The sequence below is a fragment of the Singulisphaera chitinilytica genome, assembly GCF_049331405.1.
Taxonomy (GTDB): Bacteria; Planctomycetota; Planctomycetia; order Isosphaerales; family Isosphaeraceae; genus PoT.
In genome coordinates this window covers 162,956-176,086 of sequence record NZ_CP186276.1, presented here as the reverse complement: position 1 = coordinate 176,086, position 13,131 = coordinate 162,956, and the positions used below count along the sequence as shown (strand labels likewise).

Sequence of the window (13,131 nt, the reverse complement as noted above, 5' to 3'; positions counted from 1 at the left end):
AGCGCCGATCGGCGCTCTTGCCGTCGCACGCATGGCGATCGAGTACGACATCTTCCTGAACGACGGGGCGGGCGGCCCGATCGACTACGGCACCGCCGTCGCCAGCGTTTCCGCACTGACGTGGACATCGTCCGCGTTGACGCCGGGCGACTGGCGGTTTGGCGTGCGGGCCAGGGACACCGTCACCGGCCTCTCCGAGTCGAACGTGGACGCCGCCGTCGAGGTCGTCATTGGCGGCGGATACCAGGACGTCAGCGGAGTGCCGCCGGCACCCGTCGGGCTCGCGGCCACCCCGACGAAGGGCGGCGGGGCGAGGGTCACGTGGTCGTACCCGTACCAGAGGTCCGCCGCCAGGCCGACCGGTTTCCACGTCTACGCCGGGACACCGTCCGTCAGCTACGCCACGCCCGTGGCCACCGTGACCGCCGCCGACCTGCTCCACTACTCGGCCAGCATCGCCGGCCTTTCCGACGGCTCGACGTACCAGATCGCCGTCCGGGCCTACTCCACCGACCTCGCGGGGACGCACGAGGAGGCGAACGACGCCGTCGTCACGCTCCTGGCCGACTCCACCCCGCCCGACATGGTCGATTACCTGACCGCAAGTTGATCCGAGGGTTCATACCAGCATGAAGAATCATCTCAAATGGCTCGCGTTCCTGCCGGCCCTGGCCGTACTGGCGGCCGTCTCGCACCTCACGGTTTCCGAGGCCGGCGGCCCACCCACGCCGACGCAGGTCACCAAGACTAAGGCGCAGCGTCTGGCATGGAATGTCCCCAGGGGGACGCGGGTCGTCGAGCAGGAGACGAAGCTCGAGTTCATCGGCGACGGCTCCACCCCCGGCGGTTATGGCACGGGCCTGACGTACCAGCGGATGCTCCTGGATCGTCTACGCCGGGCGGCATCGAGAGCGGCCAACAACAACGTCATCGACAATCTGCCCATGACGTCGCCGCCCACGGTGACGTCGGCCTCGGGCGATTCGCAGACCAACTCGTATTACCTGGCGAACGGCGGCGTCCTGCAGAACCAGGACAAGATCATCGTCGTCGGGGGCGTGGTGTTCGCCAACACCAGCGGGGCCCTGGCCGGCAACTACATCAACGTCAAGTCGGTCTCGACCACGTCGGGTTCCAACGTCGGCGGGGTCGTCGGAAATCAGAACGGCTGGTACATCGAGACGATGACGGACTCGCCGAACATCTCGTTCGGCTACTTCCGCACGGCCGAGGGCGGCGTGATGGTCGCGGTCTCCGAGAACGGGGGCCCGATGCAGTACGTCTCGACCACGCCGACGACGATGTACAACAACGGCAACGCGTGCGGGTCGAACCCAGGCTCCGTGACCGTCGCCTTCGGCTCGTCCAAGGTCCGCCGCGTCCGGCTCGAGCTGGGCAATCAGCAGGTGGATGAGACCTGCGGCGGGGCCGGCGGCGTGGCCTTCATCCGCAGGATCGCCGTCGACCCGAGCTACTCGATCTGGAAGCCCAAGGACGGTCCCGACGTCGTCAACGCCGCGTTCGTCGGCGACAGCTACACGGCCGGGTCTCCCAGGGACGCCGGCATGCAGTCGGTGAACTGGGCCAGGACGGTCGCCGCCAAGCTGGGATGGCGACCCACCTGCATGGCCCTGGGAAGCACCGGGTACTCCAAGGCCAGCGGTGCCTTGCCCCCCGCGAGCGACCCCGTGCGGATCGCCGACCTCTCGGCCCAGCCCTACGACGTGTACGTGTTCGCCCTGGGCACGAACGACGTGAACGGGAACGACAACACTGCGACGGCCCTGCCGGACCTGCAGGCTAAGGCATTCACCTGCTTCCAGGCGGCCAGGGCGGCGAATCCGATCGCCCCGATCATAGTCGTCAGCCCGTGGCCCCGGACGACGTTCCCGGCCCAGACGCAATCGGACCTCGCGACCGCCGTCCAGGCGGCGTTCAACCAATTCGCCGACGCCAATAGCCTGTACATCCCGATCTACGACGACCCGTCCGGCAATTGGATGACCGGCACGTCCTACCAGGGCCAGCTCAACAACTCAAATGATATATCGTATAGGTATATCTGGACTGACAGAATCCATCCCGTCAAGACCGGCCACTACTACTACGGTGACCGCATCACCCATGCCATCCGCGACTGGCTGATGGCCACCAGCGTCACGAGACGGATGCCGGCGAGGCCCGACGAGGGCATGGTGTTCCGGATGCCGGATCGGCCCGTCGCCACGCCACCTCACCGCTATCGCCTGGACAAGGCCGCCTAACCCGGAGACCGCACCGCCATGCGACGCCTCTTCAGCTCCGCGTTCCTGTTCGTCGCCCTGGCATTCGGCCAACTGGCCGGGGCCGCGACGATCACCAAGCCGTTCAACTTCACCCTCGGGGCCGCCTACTCGGGCCTCGCCTCGACGGTCAGCTACAAGATCGTCCTCGTCGACGGATCGACACCGATCGGGCCGATCACCGCCACCGGCATCACCGAGGGATCGTTCGGGGCGGTCACAGTCACCGGCTCCTACAACGTCAACGTCGCCAACTTCGACACGACGTGGGTCGGGAAGATCGTCTGGGTCGAGAGCACCAGCGGGCTCGTCTACGAGGAGCCGTTCACCGCCACGCAGAGCACGGACGTCGCCGCCAACGTGACGGCGATCAAGGCGAAGACGGACAACCTTCCGGCCAACCCCGCGGCGGCCGGAGGGACGGTGACGGTGGCCGGATACGCCGACGGGCAGGACCCGGCAACGCTGCTCCTCTCGGCCCAGATCGAGAACGGCATCTCGATGCTCAAGTCGCTCCAGCTCGTGACCGCGTACGCGGCCGGGACCATCGTCGAGAGCGTCGACCACACCACGACGATCTTCAAGGCGGCCGGGAACCCGGCGGTCACCCGCATCCAGTCGACCAACACCAACACCACCAGGAACACGGTGCTCCCTTGAGCCCAACACCTTCGGGATACGGGCCCGGCGGCGACGACACATTCGGCGGCGTCGACCCCGGCAACGTGCCGCTCCCCGGCCAGCCGGCCACCGGCTACCAGCCTGCCGAGCACGGCGAGCTCGGTGGCATCGACCCCGGCAACGTCGAGAACCCGCAGGCCACCTCGGGCCGCGACTGGCTGATCCTGGAGGACATCGCAAGGCGTCTCGACCAGACCGGCGAGTTCTCCGGGGTCCACCTCACGGGCCCCCCGGAGGCCAAGGGCTCCTCGTCGGGCGAGGCGAAGTCGGCCTACCTCGAGCTCGACTCCTGGGAGGAGGTCGACGAGTCCGACGACGAGTACGACGTCCAGAACACGGTGCGGGCCAGGTTCAGGCTCACGCTCGCGGCGAGGGAGAACGACGCGGAGACGCGGGACCGCGAGCTCGACCGCCTGCTCGGCGTGGCCAAGAACGCCATCAACGGGCGTCCGCTCCTGGACCGGTTCGTCATCCTCGACTGGTCCAAGCTGCTCTCGGGCAAGTGGGAGCCGGCGACGCCCCCCGAGCGTCGCATGGCGGTCATCGGTCAATTCGCATACTTCGTGGACGGCGACGACAAGCACTCCGAGGAGGAATGACGGCCTTGGAAAAGATCATGGTCAAGGACAGCTACTCGGCCCCGACGGAGGCCCCGATCGGGTCGCCCGACCCGGGCTCCGAGATCACGGTCACGGTCGTCCTGCGGCCGAGGATCGACGCCCACGGCGACATCGGTTGCGTCGACCGTCTCTGCTATCGCGACGACCACACCTCCCCCCCGGGCGAGCTCGCCGCCGTCGTCACCTACTTCCTGATGCAAGGGTTCTCGGTGGAGGCCGACCCCGATGACCGCCAGGTCACGCTGACGGGCACGGTCGACGCGATCAACGACGTCTTCGGAGTGACGCTCCGCGAATATCCCTACGGCGTCGACCACGAGGGCCCGGTGTACCTCAGCCGGTCCATCCATCCGTACGTCGAGGGCGTCCTCGGACTGTCCCAGAGGCCGATCGCCGAGCCCCACTTCTCGGGCCTCAAGCTCATCGGAGACCTCCAGGCCCAGTCCGCGTCCAAGGTCCCGTACTTCACCCCGACGCAGCTCGCGAGCATCTACAACTTCCCGGCCGCAGACGGCGGCGGCCAGACGATCGGGATCATCGAGCTCGGCGGCGGGTACATCTACGAGGACCTCATCGCCTACGCCAACATGCTGGGGTACGCGCCGCCGTACGTCACTCCGGTGCCGCTCATGGGTGCCGGCAACAAGACGGGGAGCGACGCCGACTTCGAAGTAACCCTGGACATCGAGGTCGCCTCTGCGGTCGCACCCAAGGCCAAGATCGTCGTCTACTTCGCCCCGAACACGACGCAAGGGCTCGTCCAGGCGATCAACTACGCGATCAACGACAAGGTCAACAAGCCGGGCATCCTCTCGATCAGCTGGGGTAGCCCCGAGATCGTCTGGCTCGGCATGCAGACCAAGGCCATGACCAACGTCCTGCGGGACGCCGCCCTCAAGGGGGTCTCGGTGTTCGCGGCGTCCGGCGACTCGGGCTCGTCCCCGTCCGGATTCACCTGCACCATGCTCCCCGCCGCATCCCCGTACGCGATGTCATGCGGCGGCACGACATTGACGGCCAACGGCAACTCTATAGCGACGGAGGTCGCGTGGTCCGGGTCTGGGGGAGGGGTCAGCACGACGGCCTCGCTCCCCAGCTACCAGGCCAACGTCAACGTGCCCAAGGCCCCGGGCACGGGCAGGCGGGGTCGGGGCGTGCCCGACTTCGCGGCGGTCGCCGACCCCGACACGGGTTACCTCATCTATTGCCGGGGCGAGAAGTGGCAGATCGGCGGGACGTCGGCCGTGGCCCCGCTGATGGCCGGGCTCTTCGCCCGATTCAACCAGCTCGCGGGCCGCAACCTCGGGTTCGCCCTGCCGCAGGTCTACGGTGCGGGCCAGGTCGGATTCCGCTGGGTGACCTCCGGCGGCAACGGGGCCTATCAGGTCGTTCCGGGGTGGAACGCAGTCACGGGGCTCGGGTCGCCGAACGGCGGCCTGCTCCTGAGCAAGATCCGATAATCGGGAGGGCAGTACATGGCAGCGACGAAGAGGCAGATGAACTGGACGGGTGTGGGATTCACCCCCGTGTCCGGGACGCTGACGACCTGCACGGGCGTCACGCAGGTCCAATTCAATATCGGGGGATCGCTCGTCAAGTTCTCGGGCGACGGCGACAGGTTCCCGACCACAGTCGTCAACGACTTCAACGACCCGTCGATGCAGGTCACGACGGCGGACCTCAACTGGCTCCTGTCCATCCCGCCAGGGACTCGCGGAACCGCCACGGCGACCCACAAGGACGCCAAGGGTGCCACCGGCGGCAACATGGTGTACACGCTCGCCAACGCCATCTGCGAGAACCCGCAGGTCGGCGGCCAGCACCGCCAGATCGGATCGGGCTCGACCACGTTCTACGCCGAGTCGTCCGACGGCACGACCAACCCCCTGTCCTATGCCCTCTCCTGAGGTGAACCATGAGCACCGACGACAAGAATGACCCCGGAATTTCCGAGGTCGAACGCCCCGACGCCATCCTGTTCCATTCCTCCTTCAAGAAGGGGGACCGTTCGATCGACAGGACGACCCACGTCCAGAGGCAGCTCGGGCCCCGTCTCGGCGGTGACCAGCACACCTGCCTCGGTCCCAAGTTCGGCGGCCGGGTCTACAGCCGCGACGTCGGGGGAGGCTGGTACCTCGCCACGCTCAACCCCGACGACACGCTGAACTTCCCGATCGACCACGACTTCGCCATGCGGCCCCGCTACCGATGGGAGGACCAGCCGGACGGCACCCGCCACGGCTTCCTCATGAGCGAGGACGAGGTCGACGGAAGCAAACGGGCCGAGACCTCGGTCGACCGCACCAGGCGTCTGCAGGACCTCGAGGCCTACCGGGCCCACAACGAGTCCCTCCGTCCGCTCAGGGCCGAGTGGCGGGCCCTCGCGTCCAAGCCGGCGTCCGAGACCACCGAGGCCGACCAGGCCCGGCTCCGGGAACTCGACATCCTCCTCAACACCTGACCGATCCAAGAGCGCCGATCGGCGCTCTTGGCGATGAGAGGCACATCGCGATGACGCTGGACGAGAAGGCACTCCGCAAGCCGGGGTTCACCGAGGGGCCGAGGGTCAAGCTCGGGGACGGCCAGGAATGGACGTTCCCGAGGCCGATGCTGAGGCTCTACCCTCAACGCGGCGAGGACGGCAAGGTCGTGCTCGGGGGCGGGCACTCATATGGGGTCGAGCACGAAGACACCCTCGAGTTGCTCATATCGACCGACAACACGATGGAGCGGATTACGGCCCAGCACGAGTTAGCCGGCAACCTCCTGCTCAGAAACTACGACCTGGACAACAAGGCCCTTCGCCGGGTCCTCCCGCTCGAGTTCAGCGAGGAGGCTGACAATGACTTCTGGGTCGAAGTCAACAACGTCCTCATGGGTACGACCGGCCCAAAACCTTCACCCGATGGCTCCGACTCACCCTCATCGCCAACGGGCTGAGGGATGACTTACCGCTCGAGGACGCCATCGGGGTGGCCGAGATGCTGGTCAGGACGGGCCGGGCCATACCTCCGCAAGCCTGGGTTGACGACATGATCCAGGAATCAAACGACGCCTCGTTCGAGAGTATGTTCTGAGGAAGACGAATGGACCGCCAGCTCACGATCAATCTGAACCTGGATCGGCGAAAGGCGGATCAGTCCTCCGCTCAATTCCAGGCAAACCAAAAGAGGCAGATCGCCGAACTTCTCAATAGCACGGAGATTTCCGAGCGGGTCAAGTCCGCCCTCATCGAGCGTGAGAACCAACGCCGAGTCCAGTCCGGAGTTGCTGCGGCCGAGGCCGAACGAGGCATCCGGTCCAAGTCCCTCACCTATGCCCAGATCGTCGAGCAGGCGAAGTCTAAGCTGATCGAGGAGCAGAACGCCCGCCGCGTCGCCGCCATGACGCAGGCGTTGATGACGGAGGATCAACGCGTCGCCAGGAGCCTCAATGACCGCCAGGTCAACGAGCAGGCCAAGAGCAAGCTCGTACTCCAAGAGAACCAGAAGCGGATCGAGGCTGCATTCAGGGCCATGCAGTCCGAAGAGGATCGAGTCGGCAGGACCCTCACCGCTTCAGAGATTGCCGAGAAGGCCAAGGCGGCTGGAATCGAACGGACGAATCGCCAGCGGATCGCCGCAGCGACCCGGGCGGCTATGACCGAGCAAGAGCTGCTAACGAAGACACTAAGCAGGGAAGAGGTCGTACTCGCCGCCCGGAACTCGATCATCCAAAAGGCGAATCAGAAGCGGATCGACCAGGAGATCAAGGCCCAAGACTCGTCCACAAAGGGATGGGGCAAGGTCACGGAAGCGACGGGGCTGGCGGCCAAGGCGGTCGGTTCGTTCGCCGTGCAAATGCTCGGCGTCGACAGTTTGTCTTCGATCGTCAACCTCGTCGTCGGGGCATTCGACAAGGCCCGGCAAAGTGCCCTCGCGGCCGGGGAATTCGTCAAGGGTTATCGTGAGAGCTTGCTCGAGCTCGCCGCCCTCAAGGGCCTCCAGGGCGGGACGACGAAAGTCTTGAAGGAGGATTTGGAACAACGGGCCAAGACGGGGCAGACGCAACAGGAGGCGACCGATTTCGGGACGGCGGTGATGGGTTCGGTCGAATCCTCGGTGGGAACTCTGATCGACAGGAGCGAAGTCAAGAAGCTCACTGAATACTCCGGCAAGCTCCAGACGACTCGCCACATCGACGCCACGTCGTTAGGTCAGCTGACCGGCATGATTCCTTCGCTGGTCGGGAGGAAGGTGAACGCCGAGGAGGGCTTCGAGAAGCTCCAGCACATCATCGACCTGTTCGACCCCGGCAACGCCTCCCATTCGTCTATGACCCGCCAAGCGATCAAGCTGGCACCGCTTATCACGTCCAAGGTGTACCAGAGCCCCGAGGAAGCGATCGGCCTGATGTCGGCCTTCACCAAGAGCAATCCCGAGGGTGCGGCCGAAAACGTCCAGCAGTTCACCAGGGCCACCGTGGGATCGCTGGGCCGGATGAAGGGTGCCAACATCGAAGGACTCGTCGAGAAGCAGGCCGAGTATCTCAAGAGGCTGGGGGCGAGCGACCAGATGTCCCCCGTCGAGATCGGCAAGCTGATCTCTCAGGACTTTTCGGTCCAGGAGAACGACGCGGCGGCCAAGGGAGAGAAGTTCAATGCCCTGACGTATCTACAGAAGCACGGGTATCAGAACCAGGAAGACGTCATGGCCCTGATGAACTTCCACGGGATGAACAAGGATCAGACATTCACGAATACGTTTGAACGCATCGAGAACAATCCCAGGAATTTCCAGCAGGCGATGGGCAAGCTCGATGAGACCCAGAGGTCTGACCCGCTGTTCGTGAGGCGACGTGCCGACCTGGAAGCCGATCAGGCTAACGTCGCTACCGGGGCCGGCAAGGTCGAGACGATGGAGGCCATCAGGAAGGCCGCCTTCAGCCGACTGAAGGCCGAAGGCAAGGTCTCGGGGGAATACGACACCGACTGGAAAGGGGCCTACAAGTTAGGCAAAGCGAACATCGGATCGTTCATCACCGGAGGCGGTGACGACACTCTCACACTGATCGATACCAAGGTCCACGAGATGATCGAGGGCGAGGCCAAGAGGCTCGGTATCGACACAGGACGACCCAAGGAGCAAAAACTGGCCCTTCGCGGCGAAACACCATTACAGCAGCAGGCCTACGTCATGAATGAGGACCAACTCTACGGGGTCGCCAAGCAGATCCAGGAGAAGGGCGGCGACGTCTTAGCAGGCAGGGAAAATATCGACAAGAGAACATCTGATGCATTGGATAACGCGGCAGTCAAGCTCGACAAGGTGGCAGACAAGATGGATAAGGCTCTCGAAAGAGTCAAGCCTCCAACACCGCCACCAGTCCAAGTCCGCCAGAGAGAGCAAGTAAGATAATCATTGATTCATGACTTATTTCCACTCAAGATAATCACGGCAAGACCAATGAGGCATAGAAAGAAGCAGATGGAGCAAGCGGCCCCCTGAATGGCACATGTGATCCGCATGACATCACTTGCACCAAGTGCTCTACTGCTGGCCTCAAAAACTCCTATCGTGTTTACCAAAACTCCTAAAACGAATAGTACAGCAAGCAATATCTTCCATGCCTTCATGACTTAGAATCTCCCGGTTTGATCCGTTTTACGATCTCGATGCTGATCATTTTCTTGATGTCTTCTCGCGACAAGCCTTTAGCCATGAGTTTCCTCATGATCTTTTGGCGATCGGCGTCCGCCTTCCGTCGCTGAGGGGTATATACCTTCTTCCATGCCGCGTTCGCATCAGCCTCGGGTATCCCTGCGGCGACCATCTGTTCGATGGTCAACCGCTTGGCATCCATAATTCCCTCGAAGTCGCAAACTCGATAGGTTCTGCTTAGATCGCCCCACGAGAAGAGCCCAGACTTCAAAGCCAGAGCGTTCAGCCTCCCGATGGCCTCGCACTGGCGATCGAAATCGAGCTTGGCGAATTCGGCTTGAAAGTCGAGAAAGGGAAGCGATCGCTCGCCAGGCATGATGGGGTGATTGAGGCAGGTGCATCCGGAGCAAATGGGGATCGGCCAGAACGAGCCGATGCAACTTGCCGTAGGCATGCAAGCGCCTGACTCGATAGAAAAATCGACGACCATCTGATACTGGATCTTGCCCGTCTCATTCAGCCAGGTCGTCCCTGGCTTGCCGAGCAAACCGCCAAGTCCTTTATGTTTACAATTGGGGCAATCGACTCTTTTAAAATCAGCCTTAATGTATGTCTTGCGACAGAATGGGCATATGCTCTTCATCCCGCCTCTCCCCGCGAGCAAAGGCGAGATTGTAGCGGCGATGGCGGGGGCCATCAATGAGCAAGAGCGCCGATCGGCGCTCTTGCGGGTCAACAGATTGCTCTACTTTTCTCTTCCCGGAAAGCCTCAGCAGTGGGCCAGGCGATCGGTGAAGGAGTCCATGAAACCCAAGGACTTCTGCACGAGGTTGAGCTTCATCCTCAGGGGCATGGTCGCCGCCATCGAGTACAGGATGAGACCGCTGATCGTCTGGAAGAGGATGTACCTGACGATCCTGTTGCCAGTGTACATCCGGACGTAGTCGAGATACTTGTTGAATTCGTTGTCGATCGATTCAATCAAGATTGGCGACTTTCCGCTTTCCTTCCTCGCGATCCCGTAGAACAGCAGCTGGGTTCCGAAGAGGTCAACGTGCTCGTACATGGTGTCGAGGCTGGTCTGCATCGCGATGTGAGCCGGGTCATCCTTCAGGCCCAATTTCTTGGCCTTCCTCAGGAGTTCCAGCTTCGTCTTCAGGATGTCATTTTTCATCATGATGACGCGGAGGTAGGTCCACCCCGCATACGCCACCGCGAGCGAGACTACCGTCGATCCGGCGACCAACATGAAATAGGTCGAGTTCATTTTTCATCCTCCGGCGGGGCTATGCCCTGTTCATCGGCAAGCTGGCTCCGGGTCTTTCTGCGTTCATTCAGGAAATACGCCACGAGGCTACCTACGACGATGGTCACGATGCCGCCAGGTCCGAGTGTGGCAACCAGGACATCTGATATGCCATTTTCCTTCTTCGTAACCTTGACGACCGCATCGGAAATCATCCAGATGCCGCCGAGGACCATCGCGGCAATGATCAGGGTCCTGATCGTTTTCGCGTTTTCCCTGTGACGCTCCAACTCTACGTAAGAGTCCTTATCTCTGTCATCCGCCATCTAATTACACCCTTCAACCATCTTAGGTTCGAATTATCCGCAATCCCGACGCCAAATCCAAGAGCGCCGATCGGCGCTCTTGGAGATTGCCCTAGTAGAGCAGTCCTACTCTCGAAGAGTTGAAATTTAATGCTTGATTGCATTCAGATTGAGCAGGAAACTACTTTACCGCTTCGGCGGCGGCTCCTCGAAGCCCTTGCTCTTCGCGAACTCTTCTGCGGCAAAGTCCAAGAAAGTGGACACGTTCATTCGGCAGTAACCCGAGGCACGGTCTAGCCAATCGCGGTATTCAGGCGACATGCGAATCGTCAATCCAACAGGACTTGGCTTACTCTTCGCGGGCTTATCGTCAGATTTCATAGTTCCTCCCATGCCGTAAATATAAGGCACATAGAGTAAATCGTCAATACCCGCAAGATGTCAGCCTTTCGACTTGATTTCGTCAGTGCATTAGGCGTATGATCCTGATGTCGGACGCAAGCAGTCCTCATCCAGGAGACCCCAATCATGCCCACCTCGGCGACCTCATTCGAGAAGTTCAGCAACGACGTCTTCACCGTACACGGCAAGCGGTACAAGTCCGGCGTCTGGCTCGTCAGTAAAGATGTTTGCAGGGAGCTGGAGCTGTCGGGGCACAGCTACCACGTCAAGGGGCAGTCGGGCCGACGCAAGAACGGCAAGCCTTACCGGATAGAGGGGGTCGGAAAAGCCAACTGGAGACAGTGTGGGCGTACTGTACTTGTAAACAGGTGCGGGGTAGATATGTTGGTAGGAAAGAGCCGCTCGGAGATGGCCCGGAAATTCTGGAAGTGGGCTGAAGAGAAAATCTACAAAGCACCGATGTAGTGATTGTGGCGAGTTTGAAGATTTTTCGCGGGAGTGGCAAAAGAGGGCTGGTGGCGGGCGGTTGAACACATTACATGGGCGAGGATGGCTCGGGGTGCTGGTAACACCCCGAGCCGGGAGCCCTCGAGCATTTCCAGGTCAGGAGCAACTCCGTTGGCTATCTTAGAGCGGTCTGTCGTGCAACGTAAGTCTGCACAGGGGTTCACTTCGCCCAAGATCGTGGCGAGGGCCTACGCGGCGGCCTATCAGGACGCACTCGAGCGGCGGCGACGCCTGCTCGACAGGGCCTCGGCTGCGGACGACATCAAGACGTCGCGGTCGCTGGAGCACCTGGCGGGCGACGTGACCGAGGAGATCGAGGAGGCCAAGCTCAAGCTGGCCCGCCTGATCCTGACCATCAACCGCGTGCTCGAAGTCGGAGGGGACCTCGACGACCTCCCGGCCGGGTGCGACGCCTGGCCCTCTGTGGCCATCCAGATCGACGGCAAGCTCTACACCGTGAGCCCCGACGACGAGTATTGCGACGAGCTCGATATCCGCCTCACCGTGATCGACCTCGGAAACGTGGCCGTCCTGGGCTGACACCTATGGCAAGCTCATCCAATATCGACGAGATCGGCCAGTGGCTGCGTGACCTCGTGGCCACGGTCGACTTCACCATGCCCGGCCAGAACGCCTCGCTCGGAAAGGACATGGCGGACGCCGTCGCCCTGGGAATCCAGGAACGGTCTGTGCCCGACGCCAAGTCCGCCGACGGGGGCACGTGGGCGGCGAACGCCTCGAAGTACGCGGATTACAAGCGGCGTCGCTACAAGACGGACCAGCCAGGCTTACGCTCCGGGCAAATGTTGAGCCTGCAATCGCTCCTGGGTGTCCCGCAGGTCTCTCCCGACGAGGTCGTCATGCAGTACGGCATCGGCCAGGCCCCGCAGCGGGCGGCGACTGGCGTGCCGCTGACGAAGTCGGACCAGGAGATCACGGACATCGAGAAGGCCTACTTCTTCTCGAAGGACCGGCCGTTCTACGAACTGGACGAGGACATCGCGGACGAGTGCGTGAAGCTCGCGGGCGAGGCCCTCGACGAACACCTGAAGAACGCCTGAGACATGGGATTCTTCCCGCCCAGCTACGGCGGCGACTCGATGTTCGGGTACGCCGTGAAGATGAAGATGGTCGTCAACCCGACGGCCGAGCAGCTCAACCAGTTCTTCGGCATCTCGGGCAGCCAGTCGCTCTACGGCGGCACCCGGGGCCGGACGTTCCTGGTGGATGGCCTGTTCGCCGCCGAGGACCTCGACACGCTCAACGCCTACGAGGGCAACTTCCTGTCGTACCTCGACGGCATCGCCCGCACGATGGTGGACACGCGGGGCAGGGCATGGGCCAACGTCCTCTTGCGCCAGCTCGAGCCGGGCGAGAAGATACTCCACGACCAACGCGGCCTGTACCTCCCGTACAAGGCGATGTTCAACGGGCTCACCTGACGCAAGA

Annotated in this window: 16 protein-coding genes; 13 read left to right on the top strand and 3 right to left on the bottom strand. The window is 62.6% G+C overall.

Annotation, left to right across the window (positions count from 1 at the left end; all coding sequences use genetic code 11):
* Positions 1-31: 31 nt before the first annotated feature.
* The 9 genes from ACOYYX_RS40135 (at position 32) to ACOYYX_RS40095 (ending at position 8,979) form a co-directional block, all read left to right on the top strand.
* Positions 32-610 (top strand): fibronectin type III domain-containing protein, encoded by a 579-nt coding sequence (locus ACOYYX_RS40135; protein WP_422932043.1) that lies wholly within the window; start codon positions 32-34, stop codon positions 608-610.
* A 19-nt stretch (positions 611-629) separates the two neighbouring features.
* Complete coding sequence (locus tag ACOYYX_RS40130; RefSeq protein WP_422932042.1) at positions 630-2,264, top strand: SGNH/GDSL hydrolase family protein; 1,635 nt, start codon at positions 630-632, stop codon at positions 2,262-2,264.
* An 18-nt stretch (positions 2,265-2,282) separates the two neighbouring features.
* Positions 2,283-2,942, top strand: coding sequence for a hypothetical protein (locus tag ACOYYX_RS40125; RefSeq protein WP_422932041.1), 660 nt, complete (start codon positions 2,283-2,285; stop codon positions 2,940-2,942).
* Positions 2,939-3,562 (top strand): hypothetical protein, encoded by a 624-nt coding sequence (locus ACOYYX_RS40120; protein WP_422932040.1) that lies wholly within the window; start codon positions 2,939-2,941, stop codon positions 3,560-3,562. The genes ACOYYX_RS40125 and ACOYYX_RS40120 overlap by 4 nt, the downstream gene beginning before the upstream one ends.
* A complete protein-coding gene (locus ACOYYX_RS40115; RefSeq protein WP_422932039.1) occupies positions 3,559-5,043 on the top strand; it encodes a S53 family peptidase in 1,485 nt (494 codons plus the stop codon). The genes ACOYYX_RS40120 and ACOYYX_RS40115 overlap by 4 nt, the downstream gene beginning before the upstream one ends.
* Before the next feature lie 15 nt (positions 5,044-5,058).
* Entirely contained in the window at positions 5,059-5,490 is a 432-nt protein-coding gene (locus ACOYYX_RS40110; protein ID WP_422932038.1) for a hypothetical protein, read from the top strand.
* Positions 5,491-5,498: 8 nt separating this feature from the next.
* On the top strand, positions 5,499-6,044 hold the full coding sequence (locus ACOYYX_RS40105; protein WP_422932037.1) for a hypothetical protein: 546 nt from the start codon (positions 5,499-5,501) through the stop codon (positions 6,042-6,044).
* 50 nt (positions 6,045-6,094) lie between these two features.
* Positions 6,095-6,523 carry a hypothetical protein gene (locus ACOYYX_RS40100; protein WP_422932036.1) on the top strand — a complete coding sequence of 143 codons (429 nt, stop codon included), beginning with the start codon at positions 6,095-6,097 and terminating at the stop codon, positions 6,521-6,523.
* 146 nt (positions 6,524-6,669) lie between these two features.
* The gene (locus ACOYYX_RS40095; RefSeq protein WP_422932035.1) at positions 6,670-8,979 is read left to right on the top strand and encodes a hypothetical protein; all 2,310 of its coding nucleotides are present in this window, start codon (positions 6,670-6,672) and stop codon (positions 8,977-8,979) included.
* Positions 8,980-9,193: 214 nt separating this feature from the next.
* On the opposite strand, the gene ACOYYX_RS40090 is transcribed toward ACOYYX_RS40095, so the two are convergent.
* The 3 genes from ACOYYX_RS40090 to ACOYYX_RS40080 all read right to left on the bottom strand — a co-directional run bounded on the left by ACOYYX_RS40090 (position 9,194) and on the right by ACOYYX_RS40080 (position 10,794).
* Complete coding sequence (locus tag ACOYYX_RS40090) at positions 9,194-9,865, bottom strand: hypothetical protein (RefSeq protein ID WP_422932034.1); 672 nt, start codon at positions 9,863-9,865, stop codon at positions 9,194-9,196.
* A gap of 126 nt (positions 9,866-9,991) precedes the next feature.
* Positions 9,992-10,489: a hypothetical protein gene (locus ACOYYX_RS40085; protein ID WP_422932033.1), complete on the bottom strand. Its 498-nt coding sequence runs from the start codon at positions 10,487-10,489 to the stop codon at positions 9,992-9,994.
* Complete coding sequence (locus ACOYYX_RS40080) at positions 10,486-10,794, bottom strand: hypothetical protein (protein ID WP_422932032.1); 309 nt, start codon at positions 10,792-10,794, stop codon at positions 10,486-10,488. The genes ACOYYX_RS40085 and ACOYYX_RS40080 overlap by 4 nt, the downstream gene beginning before the upstream one ends.
* Positions 10,795-11,301: 507 nt before the next feature.
* On the opposite strand from ACOYYX_RS40080, the gene ACOYYX_RS40075 reads away from it, so the two are divergent.
* From ACOYYX_RS40075 to ACOYYX_RS40060, 4 genes are all read left to right on the top strand, one after another.
* Positions 11,302-11,640, top strand: a complete 339-nt coding sequence (locus ACOYYX_RS40075; RefSeq protein WP_422932031.1) for a hypothetical protein — start codon at positions 11,302-11,304, stop codon at positions 11,638-11,640.
* 177 nt (positions 11,641-11,817) lie between these two features.
* Positions 11,818-12,222: a hypothetical protein gene (locus ACOYYX_RS40070; RefSeq protein ID WP_422932030.1), complete on the top strand. Its 405-nt coding sequence runs from the start codon at positions 11,818-11,820 to the stop codon at positions 12,220-12,222.
* A gap of 5 nt (positions 12,223-12,227) precedes the next feature.
* Positions 12,228-12,743, top strand: a complete 516-nt coding sequence (locus ACOYYX_RS40065) for a hypothetical protein (protein WP_422932029.1) — start codon at positions 12,228-12,230, stop codon at positions 12,741-12,743.
* Positions 12,744-12,746: 3 nt separating this feature from the next.
* The gene (locus tag ACOYYX_RS40060; RefSeq protein ID WP_422932028.1) at positions 12,747-13,124 is read left to right on the top strand and encodes a hypothetical protein; all 378 of its coding nucleotides are present in this window, start codon (positions 12,747-12,749) and stop codon (positions 13,122-13,124) included.
* Positions 13,125-13,131: the final 7 nt, after the last annotated feature.